Consider the following 19,587-nt stretch of genomic DNA (forward strand, 5'->3'; position numbering starts at 1 on the left):
TTAAAAACCAACTGATACACCCAAAAGAACAGTGCGTGTTTTAGGATAGAAACTATTATAGTCAACTCCTAATGATGCACCACCTTGGTTAATTTCAGGATCAATGCCTTTGTATTTTGTAATTACAAACAGGTTGTTTACAGTAGCATAAAAACGCAACATGCTGATGTAATCGCTTTTGATATTAAACTTGTAACCTAACGTAGCATTGTCGAAACGCAGGTAAGAACCATCTTCTACATAGCGTGATGAAAAGAGGTTGTTCCGTGCATCGGTTCTTTTATCATCAGTTGCATAAGGACTGATATTGGTTTGTCCTGCAGTAACCACGTACGAAAGATCGGCACGTGTTGCATTGAAAATTTTGTTCCCAAGCACACCTCTTACAAAGAAATTGAGATCAAAATTTTTGTACCGGAGTGTGTTATTCCAACCAAACATTAATGTAGGCTGCGGACTACCTAAAGGATGATAATCCGAAATGTTGGAAGGGTTGGCTGTCTCTGTTTTATCTTTTTTCAAGAACAATGAGTTGCCGTTTGCATCTTTACCTGTGTACTGGAATGAATAAAACTGTCCCAACGGACCACCTACTGCTAAAATCTGAAGGCGGCTGCCGGTAGTACCAGGTCCATCGATTTGTGTGTAATAAGTAGAATCAGCATTCACACCATATTGTTCAGGTCCTTTTAGATCAAGGATCACATTTTTGTTGCTGGCAAGGTTAAAACCTGTACTCCAGCTAAAATTCTTTTGGCTTACTGCATTGATATTTACACTGAACTCAACACCACGGTTTCTGATCTTACCAACATTCAACCATAAGAAACCACTTGGATCAATTGATTGAGCTACTGCATAAGGGAACACCATGTTGGTAGTAGTTTTTTCATACAGATCGATTGAACCTGCAATTTTCCCACCCAAGAAACCATAATCTAACCCAAGGTTTTTGGTTGCTGTAACTTCCCATTGTAAATCGGGGTTAGAGCCCTGCGTAGATCTGAATGATGCAGCAAATACACCATTGTTATAATAAGTTCCTGATTTGTTATACAAACGCTGTGCATTGTATGCACCCAATCCAAATGCATTTCCTGTTTCACCATAACTCACACGTAACTTCAAATCATTGATGAAGGAAACGTTTTTCAGAAAATCTTCTTCTGAAATGCGCCATGCCACACTTGCTGCGGGGAAATAACCCCACTCTTTATTTTTACCAAATACTGAGCTCCCATCTCTCCGAACAGAAGCCTGTACCAGTATCTTTTCGTTGAAATCATAATTCAAACGGAAGAAGTCGGAGATGAAATTTGTTTCTTCATAAACAGCTCCACCATAATCAACGGCAAATCCGTTTACGGTTTGGTAGTTGCCAAGACCCAAATTATTATACCCTGTATAATCGTTTACAAAATTGGTTTGACTTGTTTGCAATCCTTCGTTGTTGGTATTCTTTTGCCAGCTATATCCTAAAACAGCCTTGATGTTATGTGCACCGAATTTTTTACCCCAAGTCAAAAAAGTTTCCATTGTTTTTGAACTGCTTTGATAATAGCCTCTGTAAGCAAGACCGTTGGAATAGAAATTACGCAGGCTGCGTCCACCACCGGGATCACCATTGGTATAAAAATTTCCTGTACTGTAGTTTTGTGAATAATAACTATTGTAATATTCACCATGCAGCCAGGTGCCACGCTGGTAAGCGAGGTTTAGATTCGCCGTTAAATTAAACGGCAGTTTCGCCTCTGCTGTAAAGTTTCCCTGTAATGAACCGTACTTGGTATCGTCCTGGGCATTCTTGATAATTGATACCGGATTGAAATATCCCGGATTATTGAAGTTTTCAAAAAAACTACCGTCCGCATTATACACCGGCGACATAGGGTTGAATTTTACAGCTTGTTGAAACACCATGTTCTGTAACGGAACGTTGGATGCTACACTGTTACTGCTCATCAGATTTAAACCCAACGTCAAATGATCGTTTAACGCATGGTGCTCTGCACTGATTCGGCCAATTACACGCTCCAAACTACTTTGTAAAATGATACCATCTTTTTTGAGATAGTTGAGGCTGGCACTGTATATACTTTTATCTGTTCCACCACTAAAAGAAAGGTTGTGGTTGTGCGATAACGCTGAACCTTTTTGTATTGCCTTCATCCAATTGGTATTGGCACCTTTATCATCATTTGTATTGGGTGTAAAACTATTTTTTTGCGCATAGGCCCTTAATTGAGAAGCATCCATCAATTCCAGGCTGCTGCTTACACTTTCAAATCCCACATAGCCATTATACGCAGCTGTCAGTTTGCCCTTTTTACCTTTCTTGGTGGTAACCATGATCACACCGTTCGAAGCTCTGTTACCATAAATGGCTGTTGCCGATGCATCTTTTAAAATGTCCATGGAAGCAATATCATCCGGAGCAACTGCATTGATATCTGCACCCGGTATATTGTCAATTACATAAAACGGACCTTGCGGACTGTTTACAGTTGATGCCCCACGAAGGATTACAGCAGCAGGTCGATTTGGATCGCCACTTGCTGTAATATTCAAACCCGGCACTTTACCTTGTAACAACTGACCCACATCGCCAATAGCACCACGGTTGAGATCTTCCGGTTTTATAGAAGTGATGGCACTGGAGATGGTTCGTTTAGAACTACGGCCATACCCTACTACCACTACATCTGTTAATGCAACTGATGAAGATGATAGCACAATGTCGTACGTTGAAGCAGATGTAACTTTTACTTCCAGTTCTGCAAAAGAAACGGCACTGATCACCAGCACATCATTTGCTTTTGCTGAAATGGTAAATGAACCATTTGTTGCAGTTGTTACTGAAACAGTTTTGCCTTTTACAGATACTGTTGCAGATGGTACAGGTTCACCTTTCTCATCTTTCACAGTTCCGCTAACCTGTGTTTGCTGTGCACTTACACCTGATGTAACAAGTGCAAGAAAAAGAACCATTATGCCTGGCAATGCATAACGGTAAAGCAATCGTTGTTTAAAAATTTGCATCATAGCAGTTTGTTTTAGGAGTTATAGTAAGAAACGGTTTGAAGGATATTGGATCTTGTTCATATCTGTCAGTTGGTTGTTTAAAATTTAAGTGTAGCCGGCAGATATTTTGCAACCAGTTCTTCATAGTACGGTCGCAGCTTTTTCCAATCCGGCGGTTCAGGACTTTTTGAATAGAGATCGTAAGGGTTAAAGAGTTGCACCCATTTCAGCATGTTACGATCGTGATCGTCCAGTAAATGATCGTATGCACCTTCCCGATGCCACGCATAAAACGAATGATAACGGAGCATGTACAATCCTTCTTCCGGAATATGACCCTTCAGCATCTGGTACACATATTCATCGTGCCCCCAACTCATATCTACATTACGCAAACCGCAGTTGGGTTTGTACACACCATATTTTGTTTGGTAAACAGCATCTTTAAAATCAGGATTGGCTGCAAAGTATTCCGGGTATACAACTTTGTCGGAATAGGCACAACCAACAGGAAACGTATCGCCCACAACAGCCCATTGCGGTTCGCCGAAGAGGCATAGCACTTTACCCATATCGTGCATCAACCCCACCAACACCATCCAGTCAGGATGACCATCACGACGGATCGCTTCTGAAGTTTGGAGCAGATGTTGCAACTGATCAAGATCGGTATCAGGATCAGAATCATCCACCAATTGATTGAGGAAATCAAACGCATCCCACACCGTCATTTCCTTTTTATTGAACTGCAGAAACTCTTTCCGCTTCTCCTGTACAAACGCATAGGTTTGATAGGTATGGTTGAGCCGGTAAAACTCTTTCACCGTATCTCTGGCAGGCTCTTCATAATTGCGGTATTCATCGGTTGCTTTTGCAGTTGCAATGGCTTCCGGATCGGGATAACGACGGAGAAGATCATCTTCCCATTCGTCAAGGTTATTCAATGGCACTGCCTCAAAGTTGTTTTTACTCATAAAGCTTATTTAAAAATGATGACTGTATATGCGGTTAAAAGCAAAGTGTAAGTGAGATATCTGTTCACCAACTCATACAGAGTTGATACAGAATACAGGAAAAAGCAGAAGTTGCTTCCTTGTTTCATATGCATGCAAGTCGTTGGTGATTGTAAAAGTTAAAATGACAATTTTTATTTGGATAATACCGTTAGTTTCATTCACTTTATTTACGAAACCGATTTCGCTAACCGATATATCTTTACATTGCATTAGTACCATAACCAAACATTCACTTTGGCTTTCCTGTATGAGTAAGCTTACAATAAAAACATTAGCCCAACAGCTTGGTCTTTCCATTGCAACGGTGTCAAAAGCCATGAAGGACAGCCACGAGATAAGTGCAGAAACAAAGAAAAAAGTAATGGCACTGGCAAACGAATTGAACTATGTGCCTAACCCTTACGCCAGCAGCCTGCGCAAACAAAAAAGCAAAACCATCGCCGTTATTTTACCGGAAGTAGCAGATAACTTTTTCTCTTTAGCTATCAACGGCATCCAGGCAGTGGCCGCTCAAAAAAATTATCATGTACTCATTTATCTGTCACATGAAAGTTTTTCCATTGAAAAAGATGTGGTGAACCATTGTTGCAGCGGACGGGTAGATGGTGTGCTGATCTCTGTATCCAGCGAGACAACCGATGCCGATCATATCCAAAAACTAAAGGACGAAAACATCCCTTTTGTTTTTTTTGACAGAGACTTCGAAAGCTTACAGGCACCCAAAGTAGTTACTAACGATTACGAAGGCGGCTATCAATCCGCAAAACTCTTATTAGAAAAAGGTTGTAAGCATCCTGTTTTTCTTTCCACGTCACTTTCATTATCCATTTGCAGTAAAAGGGCAGCAGGTTTTGCAGCTGCACTTACTGATGCCGGTTTACCAACAGAGAATTATCAATATGTGATCGATTGTACCGGAACGCCGGAAATGATCTTTGACCAGGTGAAAGAATTAATGGAAACACATATTGAGATCGATGGTATTGTTGCCTCGGTTGAGCGGCTTGCCATGCAGATCTATTTGGTAAGTCTTTCAAGCAGTATCAATATTCCACATGATTTGAAAGTAATTGCTTTTTCAACATTGGAAACGGCGCCGATCTTAAATCCATCGCTCACTACTATTACACAACCAGCTTTCGACATTGGTAAAAGTGCAGCAGAAATTCTTTTTACGTTAATTGAAAAAAAGAAACATGCCATCGCTGCTGATACCAAGCTGGTATTACCATCAACATTGATCGAGCGTAACTCAACGATGAGTAATTAATATTTTTTTGATTTTGCGAAGTCGGGATGACTGCCGCCAGTTCGAACTTTTTAATGGTTGATGTAAAAAGCCTCTTAGATTACAAATTTTACGGAGAATTGAATTAGATAGTTGCTTAAATTGAAAACTTAGGTAATTCAACCTTTTGATAGCTGAGGAATAGATTAGTTTTTGCTGGAAATTAGAAGATGTTTCTGATTTATTAACCCCTAATTTCATCTCAACAAATGCAATCAAGCGGTTTAATATGCGCCAGACTATTCAATTTAGCGTTTCTGCCGGGAAGCCAAATTCCTAACGTTTGCTCGATTTGACAACATGAACGCAATAATGCCAAAATACCAGGAGAAATAGCATTTCGTCGTCAATATGTAGCAGAATTTGGAACGCAAAGATTTTTTTGATCAGTAAGTTATGCCCAGGTTGCTTACATCATATTTAGTTTGGCCTCATCTACCCTTCTTGTACGGTATTTTTTAGGCGACATTCCAATAATGGTTTTGAATCGCTTGGAGAAATAATAGGGATCGTCGAAACCCATACTAAAAGCAATATCTTTTATGGAGCGATCGCTGAAATCCAATTGCTGACAGGCTTTCTGCATTTTCATTTGCAAAAAATAATCGATGGGGGCATAGCCTGTTTTTTGTTTGAAGAGATTGGAGAAACGGGACACTGAATAATTGTACTGTTTGCTCAAATCATTCAGCGAAATATTGTCGTTGATACGTTCCTGCATAAACAGGATGGCGCTATCCACACAATCCAGCTTATCGGTTGAAGTAGCAGTATAATGCCGGGAATTGTAAATGAACAAGGTTAGAAAATGCGAAAAGCACATGTTTGCAAACAACAGGTTATCGATACTGTAACCCAACTCCAGTGTTTTGTAAATTTTTGAGAAGATGGGAATGATCTCACCATTATTTTTTACATATACCGGTTTGAAATTCTTTTGCACTTCCTGCACTTCATTCAACTGGGGTAATGAATCGCCGCCAAAGTGAATCCAATAAATGGTCCACGGATGGTTTGGATTACTGCCGTACGAATGCTCAACATTCTGCGGCAAAATGAAAAACTCATTGGGTCCTACCTCGTACTTCTGTTTACCGACCTGAAACCAGCCATTTCCATCTACGCAATAAAACAGGAAATTTTCGGGGAGCCCTTTTTTTCGATACGTAAAATGATCTTTTGCTTTTGGGTAATACCCGATGGAACATACATGCAAATGCTTCAGCAATGGATTCGACAATATCCTCGCCTTTAAAATTGTTTTTGGAATTTCAATCCGCTGACGGCCCAGGCCATACCAAATATTCTTATGTGAACCTTCTTTATTTTCGCTCATAACTGCAAGCATCTGATGATCGAAAGTGGAAATTACTAAAAAAGAACTTCATCTGTGAAATACTGTTTCCTGCTCTCATAAATCTCTCCCATTTCTCCAGATAAATAAAAGAAACAAGTACATTCGAAACTCCTTAAACAACCACTATGTTTCAACTTAGCCTAACAAAGCGTTTCTGCCTGTTTTTAATTGCAGGCCTTGCTTCATTTCCTGTTTCAGCCGCTATTAAATTACCTTATTTCTTTAGCGACAACATGGTGTTGCAGCAACAAAGCGATGCAGCTATCTGGGGTTGGGCTACTGCGGGAAGTAATGTGCAGGTAACTACTTCATGGAACAAAGCAAAGTATAGTGCCAAGGCAGATGCAAGCGGCAAATGGAAATTAAAAGTGAAGACCCCTGCTGCAGGAGGGCCTTACAGCATTGTTATAAGTGATGGCACCCCTGTTACATTAAAGAATGTATTGATTGGTGAAGTGTGGCTTTGCAGCGGACAATCAAATATGGAAATGCCAATGAAGGGTTTCCGTGACCAACCAATACTTGGAGCGAACGATGCTGTTTTTAATTCAGCAAATGACCAGATACGTTTGTACACTGTGCCACGTTCGGTACAACGTACGCCACAGGATACAACAAAAGCTTCTCCATGGAAATTGGCAGAGCCAGAAATTGTAAACAACTTCAGCGCAACTGCTTATTATTTTGGAAAGATGCTTCACGAAAAATTAAAAGTGCCAATTGGTTTGGTAAACATCAGCTATGGCGGATCACCGGTGGAAGCATTTATGGATGCAGAAACGTTAAAACAATTTCCAGAATTAAAAGTGCCATCACCTACTGATACAGCTCGATTGAACAACCGAACGCCAACTGTTTTATATAATGGTATGTTGAAAGGATTTCTTGGTTATACTATTAAGGGTTGTCTCTGGTATCAGGGCGAAAGTAATAACGATCGTCCAAAGCAATACGAAACATTGTTTCCTGCTTTTGTAAAACAGATCCGTGAGCAAAGCGCACAAGGCGATTTTCCTTTTTACTTTTTTCAGATCGCTCCGTACAACTATAACAATTATGCTGCTGTGAATGCAGTCAACAACAACTCTGCTTATTTACGTGATGCACAACGTAAAGCATTAGCAAAAATTCCAAACAGTGGCATGGTGGTGTTGATGGATATTGGTGAAGAATTTAATATTCATCCGGCCGATAAAGCAAACGGCAGCAAACGCTTAGCCTACATGGCACTAGCAAAAACCTACGGATTAAAAGGCTTTGGATATGAAAGTCCGGCTTATGAATCGATGACAGTAAGCGGCAATACAGTTACAATCAAATTCAGCGGTGCACCCAATGGTTTAACGTCGTATGGCAAATCATTACTGTTATTTGAAGTTGCCGGTGCCAATAAAATTTTTCGTCCGGCAAAAGCATTGATCAGCGGAGGCACCATTATTCTTTCAGCACCTGATGTGAAAGAGCCGGTTGCTGTTCGCTATGCTTTTAAGGATTTTGTAATTGGTGATTTGTTTAGTGTGGAAGGATTTCCTGTGAGTAGTTTTAGAAGTGATGATTGGTGAGATTATTTCATCATCAACTCCACATCCTTCTTCCGCTCTTCCGGCAGCACAATCAACTTCACAAGCTTACCATCTTTCAACTCTGCTTCAACAGTAGTATTAGATGGCGCATGTAATTTAAAGTGTACATCTTTTTCTTTGGGCCACGCAGGAAATAAAAGAATGCGTTGCCCATCTGTTTGCAATAACATTTCCTGCAAGCCGATCATTCCACTGCCGCCCCAGTTATGATCGGGCACCCAATCGTAACCCGGTCCCCAGAAAGCAGGAAAACGACGTTCACTGCTTTGCAGTTTCAATGAAGTTAAGCGCCATGCTTCTTCGGTTAGGCCTAACCGTGCTGCCCAGATATTATCCTGCTTCCATCCAACATGACTGCGGAATTTGATCACTGATGTATCGTAGTGCCATGTATTTAATGCAGTATCAAAACCGGGTTTACCAATGCCAAAGATCCCCCACGGAAACACAGGATACAATTGTGGCGATTCGGTATTGTTGATGCGTTCCCATGTTTTTGCTGGAGCAATGGTTGTATGACCATTGAATTGCTGATAGCTTAATGAAGGAACACGTTTCAATAATGACTCAACATATTGTTTTTGTTCTGCTGTAAGATTTGAAGTTTTTGTTGCAAGTATTTTTTTGATGATGGTTTGCATTGCGGCAACAGTTGTAACCGAATTATTCGTCATCTTAAATGTTTCCGCAGCACTGCCGGGAAACAATACTAAATGCCCATTTCCATCCAATGCCTTTGCTCCTCTTTGTCTGGCGAGATATTGATAATGCTCATCAAAGAACTGCAGACAACTGATAATGAATGGAACTTTATCGCTGATGTCTCTACTTGTGTATTCGGCTTCCTGCAACATCATCAAACAAAATTCAAACACGGTATCCCATTCGTACTCGAGCCATGCATTGTATTCAACACCTTTATCAAAATAATCAGGACGTTTGGTTCCATACTCTGCATAATTCGGCAGACCAAAATTTTCCATCTGCTCGGTAAAGCATGCCCCTGCATGATTCCAATAGACTTTTGTTCTTGACTCAGCATTCTTTTGCAAGCGCAAATAAAAATTGAGTTGCGGCTGCAACAGATCCCAATCTCCATTCTTGATCATTGGAAAATAAACCAACCGTTGATTTTGTGCTGCAACCAATCCACCACCCCAGTTGCGGTAATCAGGTGTAAGTCCTTTATTGATTGTATCGGTATAAATTGGATCAACTGTTAACAATCCACCGTTGAACTTTGTAGGCCATGCTCCTTTTGCATTACATGCAAGCATGTAACGGAAGAGTTGATAGTTACGACCTACTTCCCATGAACGTTTATCTTTTTGTGTTGGATCAACAGCAATAAAACTCCTGCTCCAGAACTCCTTCCACCATTGCTGTGTTTTCTGAAAAGAAGTTTTATCAATCTTAGCCTTTTGCTGCAAAGAATCAAGTGATTGTTTCCAGGTAGCAATATCTGAAACCTGTGCATTGTGTAAGGAGAGTTGCAATGCATGTTGTTTCGATGCTGATTTGCTTTTTAATTTCCATGCTTTGAAATCAGTATTCGCATACGAACCTGTATCTGTTCCAACTGCGACAAAATTCTTTCCGCTGAACGAACCACCGAATGCCAATTGATTTAAGGGATTGTACAGTTGATCTTTCACCGACTCCATTCCTTGTTGCTTCACCACTGCATCAAAAATTGTTTCGCTGCTGTTATGATGATAGAACAATACTTCATTGCTGTTAAAGTCGATCACATCTTTTTTATACACGTTGTTCTTGGGTGCTCCCCATTTCCAGGAGTTGCCCCAGTTTTCTCTTGTTGTGATGATTCGATCACGATAGCGCCAGCTTTCGTAAGCAGCTTCTACATTTATTTTTTTGTTACTGTTGATCTCAATATGCGCAACAGGACGAAACACATCAGCCCATATTCGTATTGTTGCTTTGACTCCGTTGTGTTCGCCTTCAACCGATACATGTCCCTCCTGTAAATGCAGTTGTTGTTGAAAGTTGGTTCCTGCAAATGGATTGGGAAACAGTTTCACTCGTATCCTACCCGTCTTCATCAAAGCATTGTTCTCATCAAAATTTCCGCTGCGTGCAACATAGATCAACAACTCACCTTTCTCCACCCATACATTCATACCAATATCTCCAGCGCCGCATGGCATTGATTCAGATGCGTTGATGCTTTGGCTATTCCAGATGACATCATAGCTCTGTTGCGCACTAAGAGTAACAGAACATGCAATAAAAAGGAAAAGTATAAATGGCTTCATTTGATTTCTATCTCACAACTATTTTAACTGCTCCAACAATTCCCGCTGGTAATAATGATTTTCCTTTGAAACGGAAAGGTGCCGTTGTCCATGTAACTCTTTTCTCCTGTGGTAACAGCTCATCGCCTATCAAACGATTGTGCCAGGTATTGGTGACAGCTATTTCGATTTTATTTGTTCCTTGTTTCAAAGCTTTGGTGACATCAAGTGAATAAGGAAAGGTCCACACTGTACCACACTCGATACCGTTTAGTTTTACTGTGGCAATGTTGTACAGTGAATCAATCTCCAAATAAACAGGTCGGTTTATAACACCATCTTTCCACTCAAATGCCCTTGAATAAACAGCAGTGCCGGAATAGTACTTAATGGTTGAATCAACAGACATTGTCCAGCTTTTCAGTTCTGTTGCTTCAACTGGCACAGACGGTCCACCTGTTTTTGGATCAAATTGAATTTTCCAGTCTGTAGAATTAAAAGCCACTTCCGACTCCTCTGTAATTCCATCCGAAAGTTGTTTTGCCTTTGTTTCTTTTGTTTTTCTGAATACAAGAAAATAAGCATCGCCCGGAGCCATCCCTATTCCAAATTTGTTGTCGTTGCCCAAAAAATCCCAATTCAACATTTCACCTGTTACAGGATTCCAATACTCCACATGATCATATTGCCCGACTCTGAATTTGATTTTAAAATTTTGAGTAATGTTACTTTGATTGGATAGGAAATAGATCTCCGCATCTTTTGTTGTACGATGCGTCCATGCAATTGCATGTTGATCATTTCCCTCAATCTCCACATCTTTCTTCACACCCAACTTCTCAAATGAACTTTCCATATATGGTGCTGCCACCACATTCTTATTCTTAGCAAAGAACTTTATCCATTGTTGATCCACCACCATCTTCGCTCCTGCATTCGCAAGTTGCTGTAATTTCTTCTGAAGGGTAGCACTCATCGTTGGGTTTGGATTCATCAACATCTTACCCGGTATCACCAACACGCCATAGCTTGCTCCGCCGGGCAATACTACTCTTCCATTCTTCACCTGCATTAACATCAATGCATCCGGATTAAATGAATCATAAGTATATCCATTCAATGGGTCAATCCAGTCTTCCGGATCAGCCATATTTGCTGAGTGTGTTACGCCATCCGGTATTTGTCGCAATGGCTGATTTTTATTTTCTAATCGCTTCTTCTCTGCTTCAACTCGTTCTTTTCCAAAAATACCGGGCAATGTGTTCACCAAACGATCAGGCAAAATCGAACGACGTGGTATCTCTTCTCCTGTAAACACAGCAACATCTACAACAGGATCGCCCAATTGCAAGAGTGATTGACATCTTGTTAAATAATCGATCCATGCTTTGCTTTGCTTGAACCATGTTTGATCACGCTGAAAATACAAACCCACACCATCCAAGGTCATCCCCGGTTTTTTATCGAGCCACGGATTATGTGTAAACACATGCATCACCATTTTATTAATACCTAATGCAAAGTTGCGATCGCCAAGTGCTTTTAAATTGCCGGGATGTTCGCCCCAGTTCATACGCACAGATGTAAATGATTCAGATTGAATAATTTTCTTACCATAGATATGTGCACCACTGATGGCATCACGCATATCATTTGGTTTATCATGTGTTGGACTGTTCAGCCAAAACTCACCCATCGGCAGATCAGTATGTTTATAATGCAGCAACCCATCACTCACCATGGTTGGCGCAATGGCTTCTGCACTTACAACACAACCCAATGCATGTGCCTCCTTTTTTAATGTAGTATAAAACACATCGTTCACCAATTCAGCAATGGTCGTACGAACATCGTGCAATACTTTTTCTGACTTTACTGCATTTTCAACCGGTACGCCAGCCATCACCAACAAGTAAGGCATCAGATCGTAACCTCTTCTTTTCTTAAACTCATTTGCAAAATTTGCTCCCCAATTCTGACTGCCACATTCCCAACTATCAACGTGAAATACTTTCAACACTTGCTTTGCTAAAGCTGCATCTTGCGCAAATGCTTTTCCAAACCAATTATCGAATTGCAACTTTACGGCCGATGCATTAAACTTATCAACTTCTAAACCCAAGCCAGCACCACCGGTATAGTTTGTATGTCCGGTTGATGTATGACCAATACGAACAATCACCCAGTTTCCTGCTGGAGCTTTCCAGTTAAGGTTTCCATCTGCATCCATCTTACCGGTTAAATTGACGATATTCTTCATTGGTATCGCCATTGCATCCGTCACTTGTTCTTTTGTTGTTGTTTCACTGATGCGCCACACCGAACCATTTTTTGATTCGTATTGATTGATCATTGGTTCATCACTTAAATAAATTCCGATCACTTTTAATGACGGCTTCCATTTAGCTGCATCAAGATCTTCTGAGCCAGTTTCGCTTCCTTCTTTCTCATACACAAAACGAAAATATTGTGCGGTGATCTCAGGAATAGCATGTGTAACATCTTCATCCGCATCCTGCCAGCCATGACGTGGCGCTTGTAATTGTGTGTGCTTTCTGAACTCAATACCATCATCACTCACGAGAACGGATAAACGATGTGCCTGGTAAGAATTACCACCAGTCTTTATTCGAATAGAACGACAGGTAAATGGTTTTGGATATTTGTATTGGATCCAGCAGGTACTGTCGCTTTTATAACTTTGATTATTACTTCCCTGGAACGAAAGGAAAGATGCCCTGATGCCGTTACTGGTAGTAACAGATGGCACCAATACAACTTCGGAAAACGCAGCACTGCTTACAGCAGGGTAAGCATACACAGCAATATCTTTATAATAATCCTCTTTGCCTTCCGGTTGTGATAAGTTGATCTTTTCAATTGAACCATCAGCAATATAGGTTTTCGTCCACACCAGCTTCTGCATACTTAGTTCCGGCGTGATCCATGGACCACCAGCTAATGCAAACCCATCACTCACGTGCATGCCTAATTGTAAATTCAAACGCTTTGCTTCCTGCATGGCAAACTTCACCATGGCCCACCATTCAGGAGATAATTGACGAACTGTTGGTTGAAAAGGAATTTTGTGTACCGTATCCTTGATGGGCATTAAATATGCACCACCAATACCTACTTCTTTCATGGCTTGCAGATCAGCAGTAATGCCTTCTTTAGAAACTGCAGCATGCATCCAGTACCAGAATACCCAGGGTTTTGCAGATTGAGGAGGATTGAGAAAGCGTTGCTCAATTGTTTGTGCAGAAAGCTGCATCGAAAAAATCAACGCAATCAATAGACAATATGTGTGAAGGGATATTTTTCGCATATGGTAAACAACCGCCGTTTAGAACTGCAATTTACTCTTTCCTTTGTCAACTGAAGTTGCCACCGCAATTCCGCGATGATCTTTATTATCAACGGCGCAATAGAAATGATAAACGACACCCTTCCATTTCACCACAAAACTTTTATGTGCATATTTGGCATCGTAAGGTTCGGATGATTTGATGAGATCATCCCCTTTCCAGTCGGTCCAGTTCACCAAATCATAGCTGCAGGCAAAACGATTGAAGGTTTCGTTCTTTCTTGATTCCCAGAACGCACCAAAATAAAACATCACCCACACATCATTTACTTTCTGAATCACTGCATCTCCGGTAATACCAACACCATGTTCCATTACGGGATCGGCATGGTAACGTTTCCATGTAACCATATCATCACTTACGGCCATACCTATTCGTTCGAACCAGCGCCACTTTGGTTTATTGCCGCTACTGTCGCCATTGGCATTGTAGTACATGATGAATTCGCTGCCGAGTGTTTTGTCCTTATCACGGATGATGGTGCTTTTATACAACTTGCGGTTTTCCCACCAACGAACATCTTTATCAGTTGAACCCAAAACTGGTTGTTGCATTCTGCTCCATTCATGTGGTTTGGTTGGATCATTTGTTGTGTTGGCAATACCTATAGCTAACGGACCTGATTCATAACCACGATCCTTTCCGCCGATATAACTCATCCAGTATTTGTTCTGATATTTTTCCAGTTGATAATTACTTCCCCACTTCGTATTCTGCAAAGCAATATATCCTGCTTTCTGATTATTATCCCAATCAGCAGTGTCAGAAAAACTCATGATCTTGCCGAGTGTTTTCCATTCCAGCAAGTCTTTACTTTTTGCGATCCATGTTTCATAACCACGACCATCAAACTGAATATAGGTCATGTACCAGGAATTGCCCTTTCGAAATACAGACGGACAATCAATTTTCTTTGTATCATTTTCAGGCGTAACAACCAAGCCGTATTTGTAAGGAGTTTTTATTTCCTCGTATACTTTCTGCATTATTTCCTGCGGCACTTGCGCATTTGCCACAAAGACGTAAAGAGCGCAAAGAAGCACAAAGAAAAACTTAGTCTTCCTTTGTGCCTTCGTGCCTTTGTGGCCCTGTATTTTAAAACTTAATTTCTTTTGCTCTTTCACCTGCTGATTTCTTTTTTGCATTGAACGGTACTAAATAAAAACTGTATTGATAATAAGCTTTAGGTTTGATCTGGTAGTGTTCCAATGGTGCAGCTACTTCGCTCCAGCTATCGTTACCACCAACGCCCATTTGAATGAGATCGATATTGAGAGTGATGAAGCCTGCATCTTTCAGCTTATTGGTATGCTTGGCATTCTGAATATTTTCTTCGGTATAAGGCCAAGCACTCATGCTGAGTAAACTATCGGCAACAACCAATAATCCATCTTTTGATTTTTGATTGTGCAGGTACATCCAACGTACATCGGTACGATTGCCATTTTCCTGCGGCACCACATAGTTTTCCATAAAATCATTGATCGGTAAATTATAAATACCCACATCAGCGCCATAATTTTTATCAATGTAATTTTCAAATGGCCCACGACCGAACCATTCGATTTGTTCGTAGCGTCTGTTGATGCCCATCTGCATACCGATTTTGGGAATATTTGGAAGGCCGGGTTTTACTGTAAGAAAGTAATCAACTTTTAGGACCGCATTTGACAATATTGTATACTTAATCGTTACATGAACGCTATCATTAATCAAGTAAAATGAGCTTTCGATTTGCACTTGATTTTTGGTAACATCTTTAACAAAAGTGCCCATATGCTTAAGTTCGTACTCATACCATTGCCTCATCTTTCGGTGTGGCTTCCATCCTCGGCTGTCATTGTCGGTAAGCGGTCTTGAAAATTTGGGCACAAGAGAATTGGCAACATAATCTTGTCCTTGATATGTAAAAGAACTAATGCCGCCGGGATGGTGCATTTGTTGAAATCGCATTTTAAAGTCCTTCCCTCTAACAACTATTTCATAATGAGTTCGTAAAACTTCGAGTGTATCCGAAGTTAATAATTGCTTTACCTGCTTAGCAGGCTTTAATACTAGTTGATTACTTGCAATCTCAAAACCCGCCGGTGCCCATGCTTCTGCTTTCTGCAATACAAACTTCAACTCTACATGATACTCAGATGTTGCTTTTGTTTTCGGCAACCATTTCGAAACTGGAAATTCAACTGTTGTTGCAGGAGAAACATCAATCCCTCCGATCTGTTGATTGGAAATAATTTTTCCATCTTCTTTCACAACAATAAAAGCCGTGTATGCATTCACATTCTTTACTTCACTTCTGTTTATGATGCGGATAATGCCTTTTGAAGAATCAGCCCATTCAACCTGTATGGGTTGAAAAAGACGTTTGCATTCGTACATCACTCCCTTTGGTTTTCCATCGGCATTTACAATTCCTTTGATAGTGAAGTTGTCAAAATAGCGTTCACCATAATCACCACCATATGCATAGAATTTCACACCGGCAGAATCTGTTTTCTCTAAGCCTTGATCTTTAAACTCCCAGATGGCACCACCAATCACTCTTGGTATGCTTCGCCACTGATCCCAGAATTCTTTGAGATTACCTGCACTGTTGCCCATGGCATGTGCATACTCGCAAAAGAAAACGGGTCGATGATCGCCATTGTTTTGATTCACAAGCAATGGTGCTGTATAATCAGATGGATACATTCTGCTGATCACATCTACATAATATTGATCCAACGGATTCTGAATGCGGTGCGAATGATCATTGCTTTTTAAATACCTGCTGTCGCTCGGATCGATATAACCTTCTTCTTTCGGGCTGCCCATGGCAGGTTCGTAATGCAAAGGTCTCGTCATATCAAAATCTTTGATCCATGCCGCCATCGCTGCATGATTAGGCCCGCTGCCTGCTTCGTTACCCAAACTCCACATGATAATGCTTGGATGATTTTTATCACGCAGGGCCATGCGACTGATACGCTCAACATAAGCACCTGCCCATGCCGCATCATGACTCAGCTTTCCACCCAGTCCATGTGTTTCTAAATTCGCTTCATCAATGACCATGAGGCCGAACTCATCACATAAGTCTAACAAATACGGATCGCTTGGATAATGACTGAGACGAACACAATTAAAATTGAATTGTTTGATTGTTTTGATGTCTTGCAGAATATCTTCTCTTGTCAAAGCCTTTCCTCTTGTCGGATGATGATCGGGACGATTAACTCCATACAAATAAGTTAGTTTTCCATTGATGAGTAACTTGCTATCGCTCTTGCGGAATTCGATAGAACGAAAGCCAAGTTTGCAGGTTTTTACTTCGAGTACTTTACCCGTGCTGTCTTCTAATGTCAACACAAGTTTATATAAGTTCGGTTCTTCGGGGCTCCATTTTTTTGGATTGCTGATGCTTGTTTCCATCAGTCCAAACTTTACACGATCTAACCGTGGATGAATTTCATTGATGATCTCATCTGTCTTTTTCGAAAGCGGCTGTTGCAATACAGGTTGATTGTTTGCATCGTACACCTGGGCCTTCAACACATAACCCGGCATATCCTTACCGGTTAAGTTTTCAATACGTGGGCGAATACTCAACAACGCATCTTTATAATCTTTATCAAGTTTTGTCTGATAAAAGAAATCTGCAATACGCAACGAAGGTTCTGCATGTAAATACACTTCACGATGTATACCACTCATGCGCCACTGATCCTGGTCTTCTAAAAAGCTACCATCACTCCAACGGATCACCCAGACAGAAATTACATTTTCTCCATCCTGTAAGTATGGCGTGATGTTGAATTCACTTGGCAGAAAACTATCTTCTGCATAACCGGCAAACTTTCCGTTGATCCATAATTTATAAGCTGAACTTACACCACCGAAATGCAGCGTGATGTTCATATTCTTCCAGTTGGCAGGAACAGTAAATGTTTTTTGATAACAACCAACGCCGTTATAATCCTGTGGCACATGCGGCGGGTTCACAGGACGGAAAGGATATACTGCACTTTTGTAAATAGGTTTATCATAACCCTGCATTTCCCAACTCGATGGAACATTGATCTTCTTCCATCCACTCACTTTACTTTTATAGAAATCTTTAGGTGCATCAGCTGGTTTTAATGCAAAGGAAAAATCCCAATCACCGTTCAACGAAATATAACGACCGCTTTTTGTTCTGTCATTCGTTAATGCATCTGCAACAGTCGCAAACGAATAAGCAGTTACTCTTGATTGATCCCGATTAATTCCGCTCACATAAGGATCTTCGTACGGTTCTCTATTAAAAATTGTTGGCGCAACAGGAACAGCAGCCGGTGTTTTATCAACTAACTGTGCAAATACAGGTTGAACCACGAAGGCACTAAGTACGCTAAGAAGCACAAAGAAATTTCTTCGTGTTACTTTGTGCCTTTGCGACTTTGTGGTTCTATTCTTCTTTTCTTCTTTCATTTTACTTTTTCTTTTTCAACAGATCCATTTCAATACATGCCTGGATAAACGGCCCGATCGCTTTCAGATCATCATCTCTTCTCGGTTCGTTCACATAATATTCATACGTACCATCACGATAAGGTATGCCACCTAAACCTGCACCTGCCACAGCCTGTATAAAATGATACTGACCATTTGCATCTGTTGTTACAAATTCTTTGATCATGCCCTTGTATGCTTTTTGTAAAGGCGCATTGAATGTTGCAGGCAGATAATTCATACGAATGCCTTTTGCCAATGCAAATACAAACATGGCCGTACCCGATGATTCGAGATAATTCTTTTCTTTATTCGCTTTATCAGTTACCTGCCACCACACACCACTCTTTGCATCCTGGAATTTTACAATAGCAGTTGAAAGACGATTCAAAATAGAGATCAATTCTTTTCGTCTTGGATGAGTAGCAGGAATAAAATCGAGCACATCCGCCAAAGCCATCATATACCAACCCATGCTGCGGCTCCAGAACTCAGGCGATACACCTGTTTGTTTATTTGCCCAGCCTTGCAGTTTGCTTTCATCCCAACCATGATATAACAATCCTGTCTTTGCATCACGACTGTATTTTTCCATCCACACAAACTGGTTGATGACATCGTTGAAATCCTGTTGTTGTTTATTCACAACCGCATACTCTGCATAAAAAGGTTCGATCATATATAAACCATCCAACCACATTTGTGAAGGGTATTTCAACTTATGCCAGAAGCCACCCACTTTGTTACGTGGCTGAATACTGATCTGGTCACGCAATGTTTGTGCAGCAATTTTGTATTTCTCTTCTTTATATAATTCATGTAATCGCAATAGTTGTCTGCCCGGAGGAATATTATCACTGTTGTATTCATCCATTACATACGTACGGATCTTTCCATCTGCAGTAATAAAATGATCAACGATGTGTTTGGTATAATCGATATAGGTTTGATCATTCGTCATCTTCCACAAACGTTCAAAGCCCATCAGCACAACGCCTATTTCATAATTCCAGTTCGCAGGACGATCACCCGTAGGTAATTTATCCTGTTCCAAATGACTGGCATATTTTTTCACCACCATTGAATCTTTGTATTGCTTCATGATCGTAGCAGCCATTTGCTTGGCGTACTCAATCTGTGCATTCGAATTGAATGCAACAACAAGCATCAGTAAAACAAGTATCTGTTTCATGTATGTTGATTTAATCTTTGTGCTCCTTTGTGTC

Annotated in this window: 10 protein-coding genes; 2 read left to right on the plus strand and 8 right to left on the minus strand. The window is 40.6% G+C overall.

Annotated features, from left to right (window positions below; all coding sequences use genetic code 11):
• Both WG989_RS17925 and WG989_RS17930 read right to left on the minus strand, forming a co-directional pair.
• Positions 1 to 3,042, minus strand: coding sequence for a SusC/RagA family TonB-linked outer membrane protein (locus tag WG989_RS17925; protein WP_340431424.1), 3,042 nt, complete (start codon positions 3,040 to 3,042; stop codon positions 1 to 3).
• Between the two features lie 77 nt (positions 3,043 to 3,119).
• Positions 3,120 to 3,995 carry an inositol oxygenase family protein gene (locus tag WG989_RS17930; RefSeq protein ID WP_340431425.1) on the minus strand — a complete coding sequence of 292 codons (876 nt, stop codon included), beginning with the start codon at positions 3,993 to 3,995 and terminating at the stop codon, positions 3,120 to 3,122.
• A 289-nt stretch (positions 3,996 to 4,284) separates the two neighbouring features.
• Between WG989_RS17930 and WG989_RS17935 the strand changes: the two genes are divergently transcribed.
• Positions 4,285 to 5,307 carry a LacI family DNA-binding transcriptional regulator gene (locus WG989_RS17935; protein WP_340431426.1) on the plus strand — a complete coding sequence of 341 codons (1,023 nt, stop codon included), beginning with the start codon at positions 4,285 to 4,287 and terminating at the stop codon, positions 5,305 to 5,307.
• Positions 5,308 to 5,734: 427 nt separating this feature from the next.
• On the opposite strand, the gene WG989_RS17940 is transcribed toward WG989_RS17935, so the two are convergent.
• Positions 5,735 to 6,661, minus strand: coding sequence for an AraC family transcriptional regulator (locus tag WG989_RS17940; protein ID WP_340431427.1), 927 nt, complete (start codon positions 6,659 to 6,661; stop codon positions 5,735 to 5,737).
• 146 nt (positions 6,662 to 6,807) lie between these two features.
• Here WG989_RS17940 and WG989_RS17945 point away from each other — a divergent pair, with 146 nt between their 5' ends.
• The gene (locus tag WG989_RS17945) at positions 6,808 to 8,244 is read left to right on the plus strand and encodes a sialate O-acetylesterase (protein ID WP_340431428.1); all 1,437 of its coding nucleotides are present in this window, start codon (positions 6,808 to 6,810) and stop codon (positions 8,242 to 8,244) included.
• A 2-nt stretch (positions 8,245 to 8,246) separates the two neighbouring features.
• Here WG989_RS17945 and WG989_RS17950 read toward each other — a convergent pair whose 3' ends face one another.
• The 5 genes from WG989_RS17950 to WG989_RS17970 all read right to left on the minus strand — a co-directional run bounded on the left by WG989_RS17950 (position 8,247) and on the right by WG989_RS17970 (position 19,553).
• The gene (locus WG989_RS17950) at positions 8,247 to 10,541 is read right to left on the minus strand and encodes a DUF5703 domain-containing protein (protein ID WP_340431429.1); all 2,295 of its coding nucleotides are present in this window, start codon (positions 10,539 to 10,541) and stop codon (positions 8,247 to 8,249) included.
• A 7-nt stretch (positions 10,542 to 10,548) separates the two neighbouring features.
• Positions 10,549 to 13,848, minus strand: coding sequence for a glycosyl hydrolase (locus WG989_RS17955; protein ID WP_340431430.1), 3,300 nt, complete (start codon positions 13,846 to 13,848; stop codon positions 10,549 to 10,551).
• A gap of 18 nt (positions 13,849 to 13,866) precedes the next feature.
• Positions 13,867 to 14,874, minus strand: a complete 1,008-nt coding sequence (locus tag WG989_RS17960; RefSeq protein ID WP_340431431.1) for a glycosylase — start codon at positions 14,872 to 14,874, stop codon at positions 13,867 to 13,869.
• 109 nt (positions 14,875 to 14,983) lie between these two features.
• Complete coding sequence (locus WG989_RS17965; protein ID WP_340431432.1) at positions 14,984 to 18,244, minus strand: glycoside hydrolase family 2 TIM barrel-domain containing protein; 3,261 nt, start codon at positions 18,242 to 18,244, stop codon at positions 14,984 to 14,986.
• Between the two features lie 97 nt (positions 18,245 to 18,341).
• Positions 18,342 to 19,553: a glycoside hydrolase family 88/105 protein gene (locus WG989_RS17970; RefSeq protein ID WP_340431433.1), complete on the minus strand. Its 1,212-nt coding sequence runs from the start codon at positions 19,551 to 19,553 to the stop codon at positions 18,342 to 18,344.
• Between the last annotated feature and the right edge of the window lie 34 nt (positions 19,554 to 19,587).

This window comes from Lacibacter sp. H407 (genome assembly GCF_037892605.1).
GTDB lineage: Bacteria > Bacteroidota > Bacteroidia > Chitinophagales > Chitinophagaceae > Lacibacter.

What these genes read in the sequence shown, in the direction of transcription:
- WG989_RS17925 (WP_340431424.1), bottom strand. Translation starts at nt 3,042, where the DNA reads ATGATGCAAATTTTTAAACAACGATTGCTTTACCGTTATGCATTGCCA.
- WG989_RS17930 (WP_340431425.1), bottom strand. Translation starts at nt 3,995, where the DNA reads ATGAGTAAAAACAACTTTGAGGCAGTGCCATTGAATAACCTTGACGAA.
- WG989_RS17935 (WP_340431426.1), top strand. Translation starts at nt 4,285, where the DNA reads ATGAGTAAGCTTACAATAAAAACATTAGCCCAACAGCTTGGTCTTTCC.
- WG989_RS17940 (WP_340431427.1), bottom strand. Translation starts at nt 6,661, where the DNA reads ATGAGCGAAAATAAAGAAGGTTCACATAAGAATATTTGGTATGGCCTG.
- WG989_RS17945 (WP_340431428.1), top strand. Translation starts at nt 6,808, where the DNA reads ATGTTTCAACTTAGCCTAACAAAGCGTTTCTGCCTGTTTTTAATTGCA.
- WG989_RS17950 (WP_340431429.1), bottom strand. Translation starts at nt 10,541, where the DNA reads ATGAAGCCATTTATACTTTTCCTTTTTATTGCATGTTCTGTTACTCTT.
- WG989_RS17955 (WP_340431430.1), bottom strand. Translation starts at nt 13,848, where the DNA reads ATGCGAAAAATATCCCTTCACACATATTGTCTATTGATTGCGTTGATT.
- WG989_RS17960 (WP_340431431.1), bottom strand. Translation starts at nt 14,874, where the DNA reads ATGCAGAAAGTATACGAGGAAATAAAAACTCCTTACAAATACGGCTTG.
- WG989_RS17970 (WP_340431433.1), bottom strand. Translation starts at nt 19,553, where the DNA reads ATGAAACAGATACTTGTTTTACTGATGCTTGTTGTTGCATTCAATTCG.